This is a genomic window from Salipaludibacillus keqinensis (genome assembly GCF_003226325.1).
GTDB lineage: Bacteria > Bacillota > Bacilli > Bacillales > Salisediminibacteriaceae > Salipaludibacillus > Salipaludibacillus keqinensis.
Genome location: NZ_PDOD01000001.1, coordinates 1,128,722 through 1,148,025, shown reverse-complemented (window position 1 = coordinate 1,148,025; position 19,304 = coordinate 1,128,722). Strand labels below are relative to the sequence as shown.

The window sequence follows — 19,304 nt, the reverse complement described above, 5'->3', positions numbered from 1 at the left end:
ACTATCGAACGGGACCAAAACAGTTCTCTCTCAATCTTTACTGCTACGTATTTCAATTGTCATTCTCCTCTCTATACGTGATAATCAGTTTTAAGCATATATTTTTTCATATACAGGCTCCATAGGAATAACATCAGCATACTTACTGGCAAAATCATTAATGGAAGCAAGATTGGCGCTTCAGATACTCCAATTAATATCCATTCTAAAAGGAATTGATCAGTAGAAAATCTAATTAGTAACAAAGCTCCTAAAAGACAAATTAGAACAATGGCATTAAATATGAAAATATATAATTTTGTCATAGTAGCACCTGGTTCAGCTGCTACGATAAATCCTGCATTCCCTAACACCATCAAGATCCAAACCGCTGAAAATGAAAGATAATTTGGAAATAATGTGGCGATTTCTCCTCCTGACAGGAAGAAATAAAAAGAAACTAAGAAGATTAAACTCGAAGTGAAGCTCAGCATACATATCGTTAGAAAACGAGAGATGATGACTGTCTTAATTGAAAATGGGATCTGCCTAAGAAGGATTTGAACAGGGGCCACATAGAAATTACTTTTTACTTCCTTAATGGAAAATGAGTAATATCGAAACAAGTAAATATTTGCTCCAATGCCGATGACTAGTAAAAAATCAACAATCATCGTAGTTGGCTCCTCTAGAAGGAAACCAGGCAAAACTTCAGCGAATAACCATCCGAATATTAAAGCTGTCATGACATTTAATAAATAGTAATGTAAAGGTGTTTCCTTTAATTCAAATAAGATTAATGTTTTACAATGCCGCCAATTCATTTTTAACCCTCCCAGATGTTAAAGTGTGCGCACCAACTGTTTATATCTATATACACACTAACACACCTATATTTGTTTTTACAAGTATCCATTTCACTTTTTTTTGTGAATATAAGATGAGGGAAGGTATAAATGTATAAGTTTTGCTAGCCTAGAATGAGCATCTGTAATACTTTAAGCAAATAGAAAAAGACCTTAAGAACGTGTCTTAAGATCTCTTCCATACAACATTTAATATTGTCCTAGCAGACCTTTCTTCATAGCAATTTTCTCGCACAGGTGGAAGACAAAGAGTCCTATTACTAAGTAAACGGATGAATTTAGGATTAAGACACCAAAATCACTCCACGGCATTTGGGTAAGGGTAAGATTGTTGATCATCACTTCTCTTACCATATTTACCCCTTTTACAAATGGAGCAAAAACAAGCATGGGGGCTACAGATAAAGGGATAAATACGAGGCCCATTAAGATAAATTGAAATATTTGTAAAAATGCTTGTATTTGCTTCACAATAATCGCTAATCCAGCAATCATATAACTAACACCGATCATGCTTACCATGGTAACGAGAATAATTGGTATTGTTGTCATCGGATTTAAATTTAGCCACTGGCCTGAGGTGCCCATGGCGGCAAACAGTAGAAGAGTCATCAAAACCGATTGCAACACAAATTGTCCTATCATTCTAGTAAGCATGATTTTCCATACGCCCATTGGTGACATATACAATTGTTCAAGTGTTCCACGCATGGCCTCAGTCACCACAGAAAAACCAATGAAATTCATCGTCATCATGGTTAAACTCCAGAACACGACACTTACGATCGAATATTGAACATTAGCATCAAAACTAGCAGGGTCACCGACAAACATAATTCCAAAAAAGGCTGCAAGGAAAATGATATAGAAAGTAAGCAACAATGCGAGTGTATTTGGCAAATAGCGTTTCATTTCAATGTATTCCATTCGAACATTTGCTTTCAGTAAATTAAGCCATCGCATAGTTTCTTTCTCCTTTCACGACTTTCATAAACACCTGCTCAAAATCAATGGATGCCCGGTCAATGCTCTCCACGATTGTTCTTTCAGCTTTGAAAATTTCTATGAGATCATAAATATCATCACTTCGTTCTAAATTTACCTCTACAAGTGCTTGCAGTGGGCCCCTCTTATACGTACATAAAGGAAATGTGGATAAAAGCTGACTTTCTTGGTTCTCGGTTAAAGGATTACCTAGTTTAATTGAATATGCTCTAGTTTCAAATAATTCGAGTAAATTGTTGACTTTTTCGTCTACGATAACCGTTCCTTGATTAATAATCGTTACCCGATCGCAAAGTTCTTGAACAACAGGCATATCATGAGAGCTAATGATAATCGTCCGGCGATCCTCTTTTACAATCGTTTTAAGAATTTCGCGTAATTCGTAACTTATTTCAACATCTAGTCCAAGCGTTGGTTCATCAAGTAAGATCACCTCAGTGTTAGCTAATAAAGCTACGGCAATGGCCAGTTTCTGTTGCATACCTCGTGACAACCCATTGACGAGTTCATTTTCTTTTCCTTTAAGCCCAAATTGGATGATGAGCTTCTCAATCTGATTCGTCATTTCCCTTCGTGATCGGCCTCGATTGCCAGCGAAATATTCCATATTCTCACGAACCGTCAATCTCCAATAAAGGTTGCGATTTCCCTCAAGGACAGCACTAATATGACGCAATGCCTTTAATCGATCTTTTCGAACATCCATCCCGTTAATATGGATAGAACCTTGATCCTGGGCTAACAAACCACAAATCATTTTTATCGTCGACGTTTTTCCAGCTCCGTTTGGTCCTAATAAACCTAGAACTTCGCCCCGATAGACGTCAAAGGAAATATCGTTGACGGCAGTAATAGACTCTTTCGTTTTCCTTTTCACATACGTCTTACTAATGTTTTTTACTTCAATGACCTTTTCCACGAGCCCTTCACCCTTTCAAGCATTTTGCGATTAAATCTTTCAACAATCTTAGTATAATTTGAAAAGTCTGAGAATTACACTTGCTTAAGGAGGAACTTATCTCAGACTCCAGATGGAGATTGAATTACGTATCAAGAAGAATTTCAGATAACTATCGTGTTGGGAAAAGGGTCATGCTAGGTAGGTGATAACGTTGTAGCACACCTCTATTAATCAAGACGTAAACCTTTGCAAACTGGAGGAACTTCAGACAAGAAGCAAAAAGAAGGAGCCCCCAAGGTATACTTTTGGAGGCTCCTTCTTTTTTCATCGGGTAAAGACGACTATGCGCCTCTACTGGCTGTATCTTCTTTCTCATTATACTTTTGAAGAAATGAAATGGCTTGTTCGTTAAATTCTGCACTTTTCTCAAGATTGCATACATGACCGCAATTTTCTAACTCTATTAATTGACTTGCTTGATCACTTGGGATATGTTCCTTTAAAAACTTAATAAATAAATGGTCTTCGCTGCCTGAGATGTATAGTCGGGGCACGTGATATTTTTGGATATTTTCAGAGATTGTTTGAACATACTTCGTCATCTCGAACCACCTGAAAAATTCCTCTTGCTTCATTTTTTTCGCCTCTTCTATAAACATTGAACGGGAAACTTTGTGATTATTTCTTGGCATCATGATATGGGCAAACATTTGATAGAGCCACATATATGGCACATATTTTTTTACCATATGACCGGCTGACAGTAGTATTTTAGAAAAAGTGTTGAATTTCAAAATCATACCGCCTAAAACAGCTGCATACATTCGGTCTTGATAGCGTTTTATTAAATGGTGGATGATAACCGATCCTAGTGAAATACCGATAAAATGGGCCTTCTTAATATGATGTTTATCCATAATATTGACAATCATATCGGTGCATAAATCGAATGAATATCCTTCCTCCCATTTTTCCATCGAAGGATTAGGGTAATGTCCTGGTAGATCAATGGTCATGACGTTAAAACACTTTTTGAAATGCTTGATCTGCTTGTACCAAATTCGCGAATTGCCTCCGATTCCATGAAGAAGGACTACCCATGGAGCCTTAGGTAACTTTTTATTTTCAAATATCTGGTGGTTTAGTTCAGTATCAGGTAAAGACATAAGTTCTTCCTTTCTGTTACGCTCATTCAAGTTGTCTAAATAATTTAAATAAATATTCTTTACTCAAATATTAAGTATACCATCCTACTCAAGGTACTAGAGACCGAATTTTATGGTAAAAACAGGGCTCTATCAGCTATCTAATACGTTTCAAGAAAAACCGCACAACAAAAGGCTGTCATTGTTGACAGCCTTTTGGATATTGCAATATCTTCTTTTGTTGTTTTCAAAAAATACTACTCTGGTTTGCGAGTTGGATCTTCCGTAGACGTTAGCGGGACTGTTCCTAAACTTTCAGTGATAATAAGAATTTTCCCTTCGTCAATCCCTGAAGCATATTTGTCAGCTTCGTCGCCACTTAGACCTAATTGGGTTAATCTACTCTTAGTATCATTGGATAGATCTTTATGACCTTTGAACAAGTTCACTACTTTATCCCAAAAACTTTCTTCTTGAGTTTCATCTGTACCGAACTTTTCCATATGTTTCGTATGGGCATCAGTTTTTCTTGCTACCTCCACTAATTTATAATCTTCTTTCGTTACAATCGTGATCTGCTCTGGTTGTTTACCTTCTTCACGTAGGCGTTGAATCTCTTGAATCGTTTCATCTACATTATTGTAAACTCCTACAATATCTGTTCTCATGATCGATGTCCTCCTCTATAACTTCCTTGAATCTAGTACTAGGTAAGCTCTTCCCTTTGTGAGGAGTTTTAAACCAAGACACATTTCACCAACGACTCAACCTTGACCTTAGTCTTTGAACTCCCCTTTTAAAGGTAAAATGTCCTCTATCCATATTTTTTCGTCACGTTCCTCGTTTAGCTTAGGTCTTTTGAGCATTTGTTCGAAATTAGCTGTCTGGCCCTCTGTATGTTCAAATGAGGATAGCTGTGATAACGCAAATTGGGCAAAATCCCGGATCATAAATGTGAAAATATAATCTACTAAATCATCATTCACATCATACAATTTAGCGTTCTCCAACACGAGTTGGGCGTATACGGTTAAAGTAAATAATTCTCCTAAGTGAAGCATGAATGCTTTATCTTGCTGTTGTTGGCTAGTGAGCGGATGTTTTTCAAGCATGCCCCGGAATGTTTTGACTTGTTCTAAGAAAATACGCACATTAGGTAACTCCACTCCCTCATAACAACTTAGATTATTTGGGAAAGTGACTTGTGAAAGCTTCCCTGTCGTCTGGTGGAAAAGATTTGAATCATCTTTGGCATCGCGACGGATTGGAATTTCAGGATAGGTTTCGTCATGAAAGAAATAGTTCTCCATGAACTTAATCACTAGAGCCATATTGACATGACTCGTTCCTTCTAATCTAGGGATCATACCGATATCACGAATAGCCGACTCCATATAGGTGTCCTGCTCGAATCCTTTAGCCGCTACAACATCCAAAAGCATGTCTATGACATTCATACCCTCTTTTGTAACTTTCATTTTTTGAATCGGATTGAATAACAAATAACGTCGATCCTTCTCAGAAGATGAACGGAAGTAATCAACAGCTCGCAACGCAAATAATTTCATAGCACAGATTCTCGCATACGACTCAGTAAACAACTGCTTTACATGCCTGAAGTCCGTCACCTTTTGCCCATATAATATCCTCTCATCCGCATGATTTATAGCCTCATAAAAGGCATGTTGGCATATGCCTGCCGAGGCAAACCCAAGTTGAAATTTGCCTATATTCACCGTTGATAAAGAAGAATCCCACGCATCTTTTCCTGTTGATAAGATATCACTCTCTCGTACGGGATAATCGTCTAGAGCAAATTCACCTACATAGGCGGACCTTACACCTGAAGTATGGATTTTCTTTTTTAGGTGATAATTCGAGTGCTTAGGATCCACGGCAAAGAACACGAACTCATCCGTCTCTGCTATTCTTCCAAATACGGAGACGAGAGCCGCTTCGTTAGCATTGCCAATATAATATTTCGAACCACTCCCTCTATAGAGACCATCTTCCTGTTTATGAAGCTTCATTTGATTCGAGTATAGGTCTGCGCCATGTTTTTTTTCAGACATACCAAAGGCAAAGATCCCTCCATCCTTTAATAATTGTCCTGTTTTCTCTTTCACTGAATCATTGTCTGACATCCAAATAGGTCCAAGTCCTAGAATCGTCACTTGATAACAGTATTGATAAGACAAACCGTAAAATGCTGATAATTCACTGAAGTCACAAATTCTAGAAAGATCAAAGCGGGAATCGTATTCACCTGTCCCCGATGGTGTAAGTAGGGTAGCAAAAATTTGTTCCTTTTTGATAAAATTGATAAAATCCTTATACCATTGTGAACCTTGATCTTCCTCTTTGATTTTGGCCAGTCCTTTACGTTCAAAGAATTCAATCGTTTTGTTCATGACATTCGTTGTTTCGTTATCGTTAGCACGCGATTGATATTTTTGCGGATTGATAAATAACAAACTAACCCCTCCTTATTTATGAATGAATCATCATTCATATCTATTCGATATGGAGGGGTAGAATCTCCTGCTAAATAAAAAAACTTAGAGAATGTCATTCTCTAAGTTTTTTAGGATTATCTAGTTTTTAGTTCTGACCATGTTTCTTTCAACCATGCATCAAATTCAGGTCCTTTTTCACCTTCATACGTATCGTATAAATCTAGTCGCATCTTTTTGACTTTTTCTTTGAAATCCTCGTATGAATGATCTCTAGGTAGACTCTTTTTAATTCTTACTAGAATCTTTTTCGTTCCTTTTATTGGATCTTCATTTTTCCGCTCGGGCATCGATACGTCTTCGCCTATGTCTTGAAGATTGCGATATGCGGCCAAGCGCACGCTATGAACTGGATCACCTTTCATGCTGTGATGCAACAATTCAATCGTTTCGCGGTTCTTCCAATTCCCTAGTTCTTCCACAGCATCTAATCGCTCACGCCAGTTGGCTTTTCTATTTACGGATTTTTTTAATTCGGCGAAATTTGGTGGTAAATCTGTTCTTGTTTCGTTAGTACTCAAACTATTCAATCCCTTTCATCTCATGGTAAAACTCTGATACAGAATTTTCTATTCTCTATTGTACCATCTTTTCATGAATATCAGTCTTATTCATCCTAATTTTGTTTCTAGTTTAATTTTGATATTGATTTGAAAAAAAATAACATAAAGGTCGCGGGTAGGTTTTCTAAATCGTCTTTAGCATAGACTAATCTTCAATAAATAAAAAAGAAGATTCTTCCGTTAACGACAAAATAAATAATTTCAGCAAATCTTTTGTAGCCAGCAAGTCTGTCATATCGATCACTTCAACAGGCGAATGGGCATAGCGAGAAGGTATGGACAGCACACCTGTTGGAATGCCTTGCTTAGACAGACTCATAGCCCCTCCATCGGTTCCTATTCCTGGGAAGATCTCCATTTGATATGTAATCTTGTTGGTGGTTGCTAAATCAACTAGGTGATCTTTCACGGCTGGGTGAGAGATTAAACTAAAGTCCATGACTTTAATACCTGTTCCTTCTCCTATTGCCAGCGTATCGTCCATCGTTTCTTCAGGTGTGTCGCTAACAGCTGTCGTATCAATAGCAATAGCAACGTCAGCTTCCACTTGGTGCGCTGCCACTTGGGCCCCTCGCAATCCTACTTCTTCTTGAACGGTAAATATCGCCGTCAGTTTCCCGCAAAAATCAGCTTGATCTAATTCTTGCAAAACTTGAATTAAAACTGCACATCCGGCTCTGTCGTCAAATCCTTTCCCTACAAATCGACCCGTTGCTTCATTCCCTAAATAATCAATACTCGGCGCCCAAGTAATCGGTGAACCAATTTCTACACCTAAATCCATGGCGTCTTGTTTATTTTTAGCACCTACGTCTATGTATAACTGTCGATGGTTCCTAACACGGCTAGCATCATCAAATTTTGCGAAATGAGCTGAAATGCTTCCGATCACTCCAATGAGCAATCCTTTTTTCGTTCTAATTTGAACCTTTTGCGTTAATAAGTTGCGATCATCATTCCCTCCTAATTTTTCGAAGCGAATGAGTCCACTGCTCTCAATTTTCTTAACGATAAATCCTACCTCATCCATGTGAGCTGTCATCACCATGGAAGGTCCAGGTTGATTGCCGTTCTTTGTAGCGATGACGTTTCCTAATGCATCTACACTGACTTCATCTACTAGAGAAGTCACGTTGTCCCTTATCCATTTGGAAACGGGTTGCTCATGTCCGCATGGCCCGTGTAAGTCAGTAAGTGTTTCAAGTAATTTTTGCATGATTGATCCCCCATTCTGATATTTAGCTAAATTATACCTTTTTATTTAGGAAAACGAAATATTTAACGAAGAATAGAGGCGTCGTAAATTTACGGCGCCTTTAATTTCTAACATGGAGATTCATAAGACTTTACTTAAAAACTCTTTTGTACGTTCCTCCTTAGGATGTTCAAAAAATGCTTTAGATTCGCCTCTTTCTACTATACGGCCTTCATGCATATAGATCGTGTAATCAGCCACTTCTTTCGCGAATCCCATTTCATGGGTGACAATGATCATCGTCATCCCTTCTTTAGCAAGATCTTTCATTGTTTCGAGAACTTCTCCCACCAGTTCAGGATCTAACGCAGAAGTTGGCTCATCGAACAGCATAATATCAGGTTTCATGGCTAGGGCACGGGCGATAGCTACCCGTTGTTTTTGACCTCCTGAGAGCTTTGAAGGATAGACATGATATTTATCACCTAATCCGACCTTCTCTAAGAGGGCTTTCCCCTCTTTTACGGCAGTAGCTTTGTTTGTTTTCTTGACCATCAATGGGGCCTCTGTCACATTTTCCAATACGGTTTTATGAGGAAATAAATTGAAGTGTTGAAAGACCATCCCCACTTTTTGCCGCACTTCGTTTAAGTTGTGGGTCTTTGGTTCAATTTGATCTCCTTCAAAAATAATCACGCCGTCATCTTTGATTTCTAGAAAGTTTAAACAGCGGAGCAGGGTGCTTTTACCTGAACCACTGGCTCCAATTAAACAAAGAACATCTTTTTCATTTACTGTTAAATCAATGTCCTTTAGTACGTGTAAATCTCCGAAGGACTTATTTAATTTTTCAACACGGATCATTTCTTTCATAAAAACTTCCTCCTATTTCTCACTCTTCGCCATACGTTTTTCCACTTCGTTTACAATGACTGTAAACACCATGACTAACAATAAGTAGTATAACGCAACAATGATGTATGTTTCCATTGTATTTAGCGTTCCTGCGGCAATCCCTTGTGCTGTTCGAAAGAGCTCGTCCACTGCCACGAAGGCTGCCAGCGAGGAATCTTTTAAGCCGATAATAAATTGATTTCCTAGCGGAGGTACCGCTCGTCGCAACGCTTGAGGCATGATAATTCGCCGCATGGTCACTCCTTCAGACATGCCTAGAGACCTACCTGCTTCCGTCTGTCCTTTATCAATTGACTGAATCGCTCCTCGGAAAATTTCAGCAATATAAGCTGAATTATGAACTGCTAACGCAAGAGCCGCCGACCAAAAGGCAGAAAGCATAATGATTTGTGAGAACCCATAAAACAACGCAAATATTTGGACAATCAAAGGGGTCCCCCGAATGATGGTAATATACCCATTAGCGATCATCCTAAATAAACGAACAGGCGATAATTTAAGTAATGCAAAAATAATTCCGATGACTGTTCCAATGAGAATGGAAGCTATAGTTAGCTGAATCGTAATAATCGCAGCCTTTATGAAAAAAGGGTACGTTCTCATCAACTCACTGATAAATGTGCCAAAATCGAAAACGCTGCCCACAATCATTTTACTTCACCTCAAATAGTGACTCACATGTACAATCAATTACATCACATGTGAGCCAGCTTTAATGGATTATTCCTGACTTATATCTTCATCAAAATAATGTTCACTAATTTCTAAATAGGTACCATTATCTTTTATTGTTTGTAAAGCTTCATTTATAGCCTCAAGCAACTCTTCATTTCCTTTTTTCACTGCAATACCTACATGCTCAACGTCAACCAACTCTCCTGCCATGACTATATCAAGGTCTTGCTCTTCCAAGTTAATAAGTCCAATTAGCCGATCAGTAACAACGGCATCATGACGCCCTTGATCTAAAGATTGTAAAGCAACAACATCTGAGTCATAGGTGGAAACGTCTGTCGTATAATCCTCAATCATAGCTTCGTAAGTTGTAGCCAAAGCTACTGCCACATTGACGTCTTCTGTAATATCGTCAATTGAAGCAATATCGCTATCTGGCCTGACATACACTTGAGCACCAGAAATGTAATAAGGGTCTGAAAAATCAACCGTTTCTTGTCTTTCCTCGGTAATGCCCATACTTCCAATAATCGCATCATACCGGTCATCTTGAAGACCTGGTATAATTCCAGAAAATGAGATGCGATAAGGTTCTCCCTCGTAACCTAGTTCTTCTGCGATCGCCATACCAATATCTACGTCAAACCCGGTTAATTCCCCGTTTTCATCTACGTAACTAAACGGTCGGTACTCACCTGATAAAGCATAAACAAATGTTTCTCCATCCAACGTTAGATCATCATTTCCCTCGTTTTCATTTCCACCTCCAATCTCATCGTTATTATCACCACATCCTGCTAAGAACACCATGCCTAATACACCAGTTACAAGTGACCACTTTTTCAGACTGTAGTTCATGTTTTATCCCCCTTTTATTTTTTCTCCCTGCGGAGTGATTACTATGAAAAGCGTTGTCTACTTAACAGGATCTACCTATTATTATGATGATAATGTTTCAATTGTCAGAATTGTCCGTATTTTACAAGTAAATAGTACCATTATTACTTATAGAAAACTACATAATCTGGAAAATATTAATTTTCTGTTTCCAATTTGTGCTGTTTATAAATGGTTACAGAGACTTGAAAATCAAAAAAAATAAACCTACTAAACATCATGTGGCATAATCTTACAAGTCACATAAGTTTAATAGATTTACTCAGTTGTTTCCTAATTACTCCTTCTCCACATTCCAGAACAACGCTACAGTTCCTTCACCCGCATGGACGGCAATGGAAGAACTGATTTCACCAACTATAATATCTAGATCAGGAATTTGCTCTTTTATGCTTTTTTCTAGTTCCCTGGCTTTTTCTAGTACATTTCCGTGCATGATCGCTACTTGTTTTACACTTTCCTCGTCGTAAGACTGCTTCAGTAATTCGATCATTCTATTCGTCGCTTTTTTCTCAGAACGAACACGCTCAAGTAATCCTAATTCCCCTTCGGCATTAATAGAAAGAATCGGCTTGATTTTCAGTACGTTCCCTAATAGAAATTGCGCACCGGACATTCTTCCTCCTTTATAGAGCTGCTCCAAGTTCCCTAATAAAATGTAATTACGGGACCTTCCTACTTCTTCTCTTAGTTCATGAGCAATATCCTTTACGTCTCTTCCTGCTTCAGCAAGGGTGATTGCTTTAGTTATTAGCTTCGTCATCGCAAATGACAGGGAATAAGAATCAACAATTTCAACATCAAAGCCTGCTTGGTCCTTGCCGGCGGTTGAACTAGAAATTGTCCCGCTTAATTTGTTTGAAACATGAATAGAAATAGCTGCATCATAATCTTGCTTCAATTTCTCGTATAAATCTTCAAATTTTCCTATTGATGGTTGAGAGGTTTTAGGTACTTTCTTATTATTACGGATCATTTCATATAATTGATTTGAAGATAAATCTACCCCGTCCTCGTATTCTTTTTCATCAGAAATCACTACGATCGGTGCTACATAAACATCGGGGTGCTCCTTTAATTCTTTCGGTAAAAAGGCTGTACTGTCTGTGACAAATGCTATTTTTTTCTCGCTCATTTAAATCCCCCTCGTTTTTAGAATCGTTTGTTTCATTTAAGTATACTTCGAATATGGGACAATACCAAGTGTTAATATCAGGTACTAAATTATTTTGATTGGGGCAAGACAGATTCTTAGTTTAATAATCATTTAGATTAGGGTTGAAAATGATCCAATAGATAGAAAAGTCCAACATCGGAGTTTAACGACGTTCACACAGTGATCGTAGTCTGTTCGTCTCCAACTTGAGAGTTTAGAGACGTTCACACAGAGATCGTAGTCTGTTCGTCTCCAACTTGGGAGTTTAGCGACGTTCTCACAGAGATCGTAGTCTGTTCGTCTCCAACTTGAGAGTTTAGCGACGTTCACCCAGTGATCGTAGTCTGTTCGTCTCTAATTTGAGAGTTTAGCAACGTTCACACAGTGATCGTAGTCTGTTAGTCTTCAACATGGGAGTTTAACGACGAACATGATGCGTTTCCCACACAATAATAAAAACTCTAGACATCCATCTAGAGTTTCTAATAAAGTATCCACTATTGATCTTCCTTTTTACCGCCCCAGCCCTAGCCAGATTTGCCTAAATAATAAAGGAATCCAGCTGCAGAAAGCACGCCTAAGCTTGCTAAGACTAGTTCCAAATCCTATTCCTCCCATTTAGAGTTTAATTAATTTTACCCTAACGAAATAAAATCTAATTCTCCCCAGTTTTCGGAGTCAGTAATGATCTTCTTTAATAGTTCATAGCCTAATTTGAAATCTTCCACATGGGCAACTTCTACAGGGGAGTGGGAATAACGTCTCGCAAACGTAATCGCTCCAGCAAGAACTCCTTCACGTTCCAAATGAACCGCGGCTAAATCTGTAGTGGCACCTGTCATAACCGCTAATTGATACGGAATATTTAGTTCGTCCGCATAACGAAGAAGCAAGTTTTTCACTTGAGGTGACATAATATTACCTCGGACTGAGCCTCCCGCCAAAGCAGGAAATACAGGCCCTTTGCCAATTCCCACAGGATAACCGCTGTTCATACTATCTGGTGTATCAGCACAAGGGATCGTATCTAACACCAACGCGAAGTCTGGGTTTACTTTGTAGGTAGCTACTTTTGCACCACGGAGTCCAACCTCTTCTTGAACCGCGATGACACCTACTAGTGTCCCTGAAAAATCTCTCTGGGTGTAGAGCTCTTTAAAAAGCTCTAAAAGAACCACACAACAAGATCGATTATCTATCGATTTCCCACAAATTAAATCTGGATTGGTAAATGACTCAAGCTCACTAATATAAGAGATCGAGTCCCCTATTTGTATGCCCATCCTATAGACTTCTTCTTTAGACGAGGCACCCACGTCCACGTATAATTCACTCATGGAAGGGATTGTTTTTCTTTCTTCTGGCGTTTGAAGGTGTCCCGCTTTCACTCCGATGACCCCGAAATGACCGTTAACATTTACTTTACGGCCAATGAGCAGAGATTCAATCACGCCGCCAGTTCGTTCAATTCTGATAAACCCTTGATCGTCAATGTCACGGACAACACAGCCAATTTCATCAGAATGAGCTGAAACCATCATTTTAGGACCGGGATGATCCCCGTGAATGTACGCATAAATATTCCCCATATGGTCCACTTCCACCTCATCAGCAACCGGTGTAAATAATTCCACTAACGATTTCACTACGCTCATTTCTTGTCCAGGCGTTCCTTGAATTGAAGCTAAATCACGCAATTGTTCTATAAATGTTTGTTTATTCATGTTTTTTTGCCCCTTTCAGCGCTAAAAATGTATTTGTTCATCATGTGTACGTTTTGATTTCCCGTTCTGTTAGAACCATATCACTTTTACATAAAGGACATTTTTTTCGTTGATCTTCTGTTTTTTCATTAGCATCCTTTCTTTTCCACACAAAACATACAGAGCTTGTACATTCCCAAACAAGTCCTTTAACCATTTTGGCATCACGCTGAGGCTTTGATTTTCTGCCCTGCTGAACTTGAACTCCCTGTTTAGGCCTAACAGTTGTGGTTCCATAGGCTTTCATTAAAAATCTAGAAATAGCTACGGGTTTCCCTCTGTACATGGAGGGTGAACTAATAAACAGTTCCTGCTGCGCCCTCGTAATCGCGACATACGCGAGTCGCCGTTCCTCTTCGAGTGCAAAGTCTACTTTTTGTCTACCTTCTCCAGGCAAGAGCAAGTCTTTTCTCTGATCAGCTTCAAGAGAGGAACTATGGGGCAAAATGGTTTCTGAAGCGCCTATCCAATAAATGACTGGATACTCTAACCCTTTGGATCGATGAATAGTCATTAATGTAACGACGTCAGCATCTGAATCCTTCTTACGACGAGCCATTTGATTATTTTTATCAATAATGTCATCAACAAATTGAAGATATGATTTTACCGTATCGAATTTTTTCGATGATGCCTCTAACTCTGCTAACGTTTCGGTTATCATTTCTTTATCGATCGTTATCGTTTTTCGATCATCCGCTTCTAAATACTTGTCGTAAAACTTTCGTATTTCTTTGATTGCTGACATTGGAGTCATGGAATGAAGTCGCCTCACGATTGCTAGTCGCTTACTGATTTGCTTTCGTTGGAAATCTTTAAGTCTAGGGAGATTTAACAGTTGGTTTAATGGCTGACCTTCAGGATTTATGAGCTCTTGCGTTTCGATAAACTGCATCGTTTTATCCCTACTCAGGTAAAAACTTGGGAGTATACTTGAAATGGCTGCTACATTTTGTGGATTCATCGATAACCTTAAGTAATCAAGAACCGGTTTAACAATACCCTGTTCATAAAATGTTTCGCCTCTCGTAAACGTGACGAATGGAATGTCTTTCAAGACGAGTTGATCAAACATCGCACGACTGCTCGTTGCCGTACGATGTAAAATCGCCATATCCTTGTACTTCCACTTTCCGGATTCTACGTCTTTAATCACCTGCTCAATGATCAAGCTCGCTTCTTCATCCGTCGTATCAGGACGTAAATAAACAGGCTTTTGATCAGCATGTTTATTTGCTTTCAATGTTTTCTCATGCCTTTTTTGATTATGTTTAATCACCTGATTTGCCAGCGTGACAATATTTGCTGTAGATCGGTAGTTTACGTCTAAAGTGATTGTTTTTGCGTTCAAGAAGTCGCGAGCAAAGTTCAAGATAATGGAACTATCTGCCCCGTTAAAACTAAAAATGGTCTGATCATCATCGCCAACGACGAACAAATGGTTAGACGGTTTGGCGATCATTTTCATTAATTCATACTGAATCGGATTCGTATCTTGCCACTCATCACATAAAATAAAAGGAAATCTTTGTTTCATCGAAGTAAGCAATTTGGTGTTTTTTCTTAACAAGAAGTAGGCTTCTAACAACATATCGTCAAAATCAAGATAGTCATAGCTTTGTTTCCACGATTCATAGTCTTTTAGGATGGCTTTGACTTCTTTTTCAACAGGGCGTATGGACGGCATATCTTCCACTGTCTTCATATTATTTTTGAAGGAAGATAAGATCGAAAGCAACGTTTCAGGTTCATAAGCATCCTGCAAACCTCGCCGCTTCAAGATCATTTTCACAGCGATTTGCTTTTGTTTGTCACTGTTTAACACTTTCTGATGAAACCCTTGGCTTTTCAAGAGCCGGTAAAAAATAGAGTGGAAAGTTCCCGTGGTCAGATCATAAACTAGTTGGCGAGAGAGTCCCGGGAAAGAGATCATTCGCTCTTTTATCTCTTCTGCTGCTTTTTTTGTAAAGGTTACGAGGAGAATATTTTTAGGATTCACTTTTTGCACAGAAATTAAATAAGCTGCTCTTGAGGTTAGTACTCGTGTCTTGCCGCTTCCTGCTCCTGCTAAAACGAGCGCGGGTCCCTCTAGGTGACGCACCGCTTCAATTTGCGGTCTATTAAGGTAGGTCCCGGCTGCTTCGAGAGCTCTAAAATAAAAAGCATCAAAATCGTTGTTTGATACGAGTTCAACACTGGTTTCAAACGATGCAGGTTCAGCTGGATCTAGCTCATGTTGCGCTGCTCCATGAGGGAATGGAGTAAAACTAGTTTTATTACTCATATATTATCACCGACTATCATCTAAATTTCTAGGATCGTATTCATTCGCACAGTCTGAGTCTAGTAGACTCAAAATGGAAACACTCCCTAAATGAATGAACGATAAGAAATTATTTTAACACATATATGAGCTTAGCCTGATAAAAAGGATTACGCATTGAACCCTCCATTGTTTTTAACAAGTCGATTTAAAACAAAGACCCGATTTAATAAAAACTTGCACCCTAACTCCTAAGAGCAGGATACAAGTCTTATCCACGTTCTAGTAACTTTTCTCTAGTTCATCGACTAAATGACCAACGTAATCGACAGCTTTTTGGATTGGCTCAGGTGTAGACATATCCACTCCTGCTAGTTTCATTAATTCCAGCGGCTTCAAAGTCCCTCCAGCTTTTAAGGCTGTTAACCAACGATCTACAGCCGGCTGACCTTCTTCTTGAATCATTTGTGCTGCCGCCGTGGAAGCCGTTAACCCTGCAGAATAAGTATACGGGTATAGTCCCATATAATAGTGTGGTTGACGCATCCAAGTCAGTCCTGCACCTTCGTCAATTTCTACAGCATCTCCCCAGAATGATGATAGTAAGTCTTGTTTTTGCTCTGAGAGGAGCTTTGCTGTAATCGGAGTCCCTTTGTCTGCCAAGTCGTACACCCGTCGTTGCAACTCCCCTTCGAGAATGTGCGTTACAAAGTTATGGTAGTAAGTCCCTAATGACTGGAGAATCACCCAACGTCGCATCCGTTCATCGTTTGATTGGGCGATAATATGCTGACTTAATAACATTTCATTCATCGTTGATGGCGCTTCTATAAAGTACCTCGACGGACGAGTATTTGAAATTCGCTGATACCGGCCGGATAAACGAAAGTGTCCTGCATGTCCTAATTCATGAGCTAGCGTAAAGGCGTTTCTCATGGAGTCGTCCCACGTCAACAGAATATACGGATGAACGCCATATGGACTTGAGCAAAATGCCCCTGACCTTTTTCCGATGTTATCTGCTAAATCCACCCAACGATTTTCTACGCCTTCTTTCATAATTTCCATGTATTCCGTACCCATAACTTCCAACGATTCTAATATAAGTTTCGTGGATTCTTCATACGTCGTTTCCGGATCGAAATCTGGATCTAACGGTGCTTTTAAATCGCAATAATACATCGTTTCCAAACCAAGCATCCGTTGCTTTAACTTCGCGTATCTTCTCATGTGTGGAGCCAATTCAGTCAGAATGGTATCCAACTGGTTATGGTACATCTCTTTTGTTACTTGCTGGTCTTGTAACAACATATCCGTCGCTGACTCATAATTTCGAAGACGGGCTTCAACAACTTGTTTTTTAACTTCTGTTGCATAGGTCGCGGCGTAAGTATTTTTATATTGATGCAGGGTGTTCGTAAACACTTCATAAGCTTTGCGACGTAATTCAGTGTCTGGTGATCCTTCGTATGTTGGAAAGGAATTGAACGTCAGGGGATATTCTTTTCCGTCCTCTGTTTTAAAAGAAGGGAACGTCATATCCGACGTTTTGCTCCGTTCGTAAATCATGAATGGTGCATCAAGAACCTCTCCGAATTCAGCTAACACTTCTTCCGCATCATATGAAAGTTTATGTGGTTTTGTTTCTAATAGATCCATGATTGTCTTATGGAATTCTTTCAATTTCGGTTCTTCATTTATGTATCCTTCTGCCTCTTCTACTGTTAATTGAAGAATTTCAGCTTCAATAAATGCTGTACTGGCACTGAATGTAGATAACATCGAACTCACACGAGCGGCATTGGCTTGGTTTGTTGGGTCGGTGCCGTCCTCTGAATTCCGTAAAGAAGCAAACGTCGCAACTCGCATGACACGTTCACTTAAGGCATCTTTTGCAATTAGGCAGGCTAATAATGTCGACGCACTTTCTGTCAACTTACCTTTGTACTTTGTCACTGTGCTCAGATCATTTTGAACGGACTGTAATTCTTTCTCCCACTCATCCTCCGTTTCAAATAAGTCGTTTAGATTCCAAGTGTGTTCAACCGGTACCTCAGATCGTTGTAGTGTTTCTTTATATTCTTTCGTCATAAACTCATTCCCCTTTCTTATTTACGAGCTTAATTATTCTTTCCGTGCACAGGTGCTTCTGTCGACAACAATGTTTCGTTAACCGAAATATACAATGTCATTATATCGAAAAAATCAGAATATTGAAATGGTTAAACGTGATTTTTTTGATATATTCCTGTTTTCATTCCTCTTTAAGATAGCAGTTGGTTATCTTATTACTTCTAATTGTCTTATTGGATTCATTTAATTTAGAGACAAGCTTTCACAAGGGGGAGAGAAATGTTCTTACTATTAATAAGACAAATTGTATTAGGCTTATCGATTGCGGCTCCTATTGGACCGATAAATGTTGAAATTATCCGTAGAGGAATCAATCAAGGTTTTTGGCCGTCGCTCCTAGTTGGTGCTGGTGGAATGAGTGCGGACCTACTCATTATGTTTCTTATGTACCAAGGGTTATCAAGTTTTTTGACATTAAGTAGTGTGCAATTGGTGTTATTAACGTTTGGCGCGTTCGTGTTGACCTACACCGGATTTCAAGGTCTGAAGCCTAAAGGTGATACGTTACACCTTTCAACAGAAGACTTGCGCGATCTTGATGAGAAGAAAGATTTACTCGGATCTTATCTAACTGGAGCAACGATTGCTGCTTTTAATCCGTTAAATCTGCTTTTTTGGCTTGGCATTTACGGCTCAGTGTTAAGTGAGTCTTTTCGTAATGAGAATGTTCTTCAAGCTTTTTATATTAATAGTGCCGTTTTTATTGGGATTGGGTTATGGAATTTAAACTTGGCTCTGTCTGTTTTTTTCGGAAAAAAGATGTTGAACCCGTTCATACTAAAAGGGATCTGTATCGTCGCAAGTGCTGTGTTACTTGGATGTGGCTTATATTTCGCATTGAAAGCGACGATGCAACTGAAAGAACTTATGAGCTGATTGCTGCCGAATACCACTCGTGTATTTTTGGATGTCTTCAATCATTCCAGCACATACTACGGTCAAAAGGCAAAGGAGTGGATAGAAATGAATCTAGACGTATCGACTATAAGCGAGCAGATGCCGGAGTTCGAAAACCATGAGCAAGCTAGAGCTTGGTTTGAAGACCAATTTCAAGAGAGGTTTTCTCTTCAAAATATAGAGGAACGAGACGGTTTGAATGTTTATTCTTATCATCTTATTAAACAACCAGAACTGTATCAGCGTTACATGGAAAGCTTCGCAAAACCTGTTAAACATGAAATCACAAATGCCTCTACGTTTGAAAGTTACGCTACAATTGAAATCACAGAAACTGGAGACACGTATTTTTTAAGTTAAGGAATTTGTCTCCGGGGCACCCCGGTACTGTTAGTCAGACTTTTTTCGATAAATATCATATACATCCCTAGTATCTAA

General features: G+C 39.0%; 17 protein-coding genes. 2 read left to right on the top strand and 15 right to left on the bottom strand.

Going from position 1 to position 19,304, the window contains the following annotated elements; all coding sequences use genetic code 11:
* Window positions 1-71: 71 nt before the first annotated feature.
* The 15 genes from CR194_RS05810 to pepF form a co-directional block, all read right to left on the bottom strand.
* Complete coding sequence (locus tag CR194_RS05810) at window positions 72-803, bottom strand: hypothetical protein (RefSeq protein ID WP_110608659.1); 732 nt, start codon at window positions 801-803, stop codon at window positions 72-74.
* Between the two features lie 231 nt (window positions 804-1,034).
* Entirely contained in the window at window positions 1,035-1,808 is a 774-nt protein-coding gene (locus tag CR194_RS05805) for an ABC transporter permease (RefSeq protein WP_110608658.1), read from the bottom strand.
* Entirely contained in the window at window positions 1,795-2,769 is a 975-nt protein-coding gene (locus CR194_RS05800; protein WP_110608657.1) for an ABC transporter ATP-binding protein, read from the bottom strand. Before CR194_RS05800 ends, CR194_RS05805 begins: the two co-directional genes overlap by 14 nt.
* 323 nt (window positions 2,770-3,092) lie before the next feature.
* On the bottom strand, window positions 3,093-3,947 hold the full coding sequence (locus tag CR194_RS05795) for an alpha/beta fold hydrolase (RefSeq protein ID WP_146035914.1): 855 nt from the start codon (window positions 3,945-3,947) through the stop codon (window positions 3,093-3,095).
* Between the two features lie 206 nt (window positions 3,948-4,153).
* Entirely contained in the window at window positions 4,154-4,564 is a 411-nt protein-coding gene (locus tag CR194_RS05790; RefSeq protein ID WP_110608655.1) for a general stress protein, read from the bottom strand.
* 108 nt (window positions 4,565-4,672) lie between these two features.
* Window positions 4,673-6,370 carry an acyl-CoA dehydrogenase gene (locus CR194_RS05785; protein ID WP_199228125.1) on the bottom strand — a complete coding sequence of 566 codons (1,698 nt, stop codon included), beginning with the start codon at window positions 6,368-6,370 and terminating at the stop codon, window positions 4,673-4,675.
* Between the two features lie 116 nt (window positions 6,371-6,486).
* A complete protein-coding gene (locus CR194_RS05780; RefSeq protein WP_110608654.1) occupies window positions 6,487-6,930 on the bottom strand; it encodes a HEAT repeat domain-containing protein in 444 nt (147 codons plus the stop codon).
* Window positions 6,931-7,117: 187 nt separating this feature from the next.
* Window positions 7,118-8,188 (bottom strand): M42 family metallopeptidase, encoded by a 1,071-nt coding sequence (locus tag CR194_RS05775; protein ID WP_110608653.1) that lies wholly within the window; start codon window positions 8,186-8,188, stop codon window positions 7,118-7,120.
* A 120-nt stretch (window positions 8,189-8,308) separates the two neighbouring features.
* Entirely contained in the window at window positions 8,309-9,040 is a 732-nt protein-coding gene (locus CR194_RS05770) for an amino acid ABC transporter ATP-binding protein (RefSeq protein ID WP_269845695.1), read from the bottom strand.
* 12 nt (window positions 9,041-9,052) lie between these two features.
* Window positions 9,053-9,733 (bottom strand): amino acid ABC transporter permease, encoded by a 681-nt coding sequence (locus tag CR194_RS05765; protein ID WP_233254241.1) that lies wholly within the window; start codon window positions 9,731-9,733, stop codon window positions 9,053-9,055.
* Between the two features lie 69 nt (window positions 9,734-9,802).
* Complete coding sequence (locus CR194_RS05760; RefSeq protein WP_110608652.1) at window positions 9,803-10,615, bottom strand: transporter substrate-binding domain-containing protein; 813 nt, start codon at window positions 10,613-10,615, stop codon at window positions 9,803-9,805.
* Window positions 10,616-10,931: 316 nt separating this feature from the next.
* Window positions 10,932-11,789, bottom strand: coding sequence for a DegV family protein (locus CR194_RS05750; protein WP_110608650.1), 858 nt, complete (start codon window positions 11,787-11,789; stop codon window positions 10,932-10,934).
* 656 nt (window positions 11,790-12,445) lie between these two features.
* On the bottom strand, window positions 12,446-13,534 hold the full coding sequence (locus CR194_RS05745) for a M42 family metallopeptidase (protein WP_110608649.1): 1,089 nt from the start codon (window positions 13,532-13,534) through the stop codon (window positions 12,446-12,448).
* Between the two features lie 40 nt (window positions 13,535-13,574).
* Entirely contained in the window at window positions 13,575-15,857 is a 2,283-nt protein-coding gene (locus CR194_RS05740) for a UvrD-helicase domain-containing protein (protein WP_110608648.1), read from the bottom strand.
* A 261-nt stretch (window positions 15,858-16,118) separates the two neighbouring features.
* Window positions 16,119-17,927: an oligoendopeptidase F gene (gene pepF / locus CR194_RS05735; RefSeq protein ID WP_110608647.1), complete on the bottom strand. Its 1,809-nt coding sequence runs from the start codon at window positions 17,925-17,927 to the stop codon at window positions 16,119-16,121.
* A gap of 261 nt (window positions 17,928-18,188) precedes the next feature.
* Between pepF and CR194_RS05730 the strand changes: the two genes are divergently transcribed.
* Together CR194_RS05730 and CR194_RS05725 are read left to right on the top strand one after the other, a co-directional pair.
* Window positions 18,189-18,845, top strand: a complete 657-nt coding sequence (locus CR194_RS05730) for a LysE family translocator (protein ID WP_110608646.1) — start codon at window positions 18,189-18,191, stop codon at window positions 18,843-18,845.
* 87 nt (window positions 18,846-18,932) lie between these two features.
* On the top strand, window positions 18,933-19,226 hold the full coding sequence (locus CR194_RS05725; protein WP_110608645.1) for a hypothetical protein: 294 nt from the start codon (window positions 18,933-18,935) through the stop codon (window positions 19,224-19,226).
* Window positions 19,227-19,304: the final 78 nt, after the last annotated feature.

What these genes read in the sequence shown, in the direction of transcription:
- CR194_RS05740 (WP_110608648.1), bottom strand. Translation starts at nt 15,857, where the DNA reads ATGAGTAATAAAACTAGTTTTACTCCATTCCCTCATGGAGCAGCGCAA.
- CR194_RS05810 (WP_110608659.1), bottom strand. Translation starts at nt 803, where the DNA reads ATGAATTGGCGGCATTGTAAAACATTAATCTTATTTGAATTAAAGGAA.
- pepF (WP_110608647.1), bottom strand. Translation starts at nt 17,927, where the DNA reads ATGACGAAAGAATATAAAGAAACACTACAACGATCTGAGGTACCGGTT.
- CR194_RS05765 (WP_233254241.1), bottom strand. Translation starts at nt 9,733, where the DNA reads ATGATTGTGGGCAGCGTTTTCGATTTTGGCACATTTATCAGTGAGTTG.
- CR194_RS05745 (WP_110608649.1), bottom strand. Translation starts at nt 13,534, where the DNA reads ATGAATAAACAAACATTTATAGAACAATTGCGTGATTTAGCTTCAATT.
- CR194_RS05790 (WP_110608655.1), bottom strand. Translation starts at nt 4,564, where the DNA reads ATGAGAACAGATATTGTAGGAGTTTACAATAATGTAGATGAAACGATT.
- CR194_RS05730 (WP_110608646.1), top strand. Translation starts at nt 18,189, where the DNA reads ATGTTCTTACTATTAATAAGACAAATTGTATTAGGCTTATCGATTGCG.
- CR194_RS05770 (WP_269845695.1), bottom strand. Translation starts at nt 9,040, where the DNA reads ATGAAAGAAATGATCCGTGTTGAAAAATTAAATAAGTCCTTCGGAGAT.
- CR194_RS05725 (WP_110608645.1), top strand. Translation starts at nt 18,933, where the DNA reads ATGAATCTAGACGTATCGACTATAAGCGAGCAGATGCCGGAGTTCGAA.
- CR194_RS05805 (WP_110608658.1), bottom strand. Translation starts at nt 1,808, where the DNA reads ATGCGATGGCTTAATTTACTGAAAGCAAATGTTCGAATGGAATACATT.
- CR194_RS05750 (WP_110608650.1), bottom strand. Translation starts at nt 11,789, where the DNA reads ATGAGCGAGAAAAAAATAGCATTTGTCACAGACAGTACAGCCTTTTTA.
- CR194_RS05760 (WP_110608652.1), bottom strand. Translation starts at nt 10,615, where the DNA reads ATGAACTACAGTCTGAAAAAGTGGTCACTTGTAACTGGTGTATTAGGC.
- CR194_RS05775 (WP_110608653.1), bottom strand. Translation starts at nt 8,188, where the DNA reads ATGCAAAAATTACTTGAAACACTTACTGACTTACACGGGCCATGCGGA.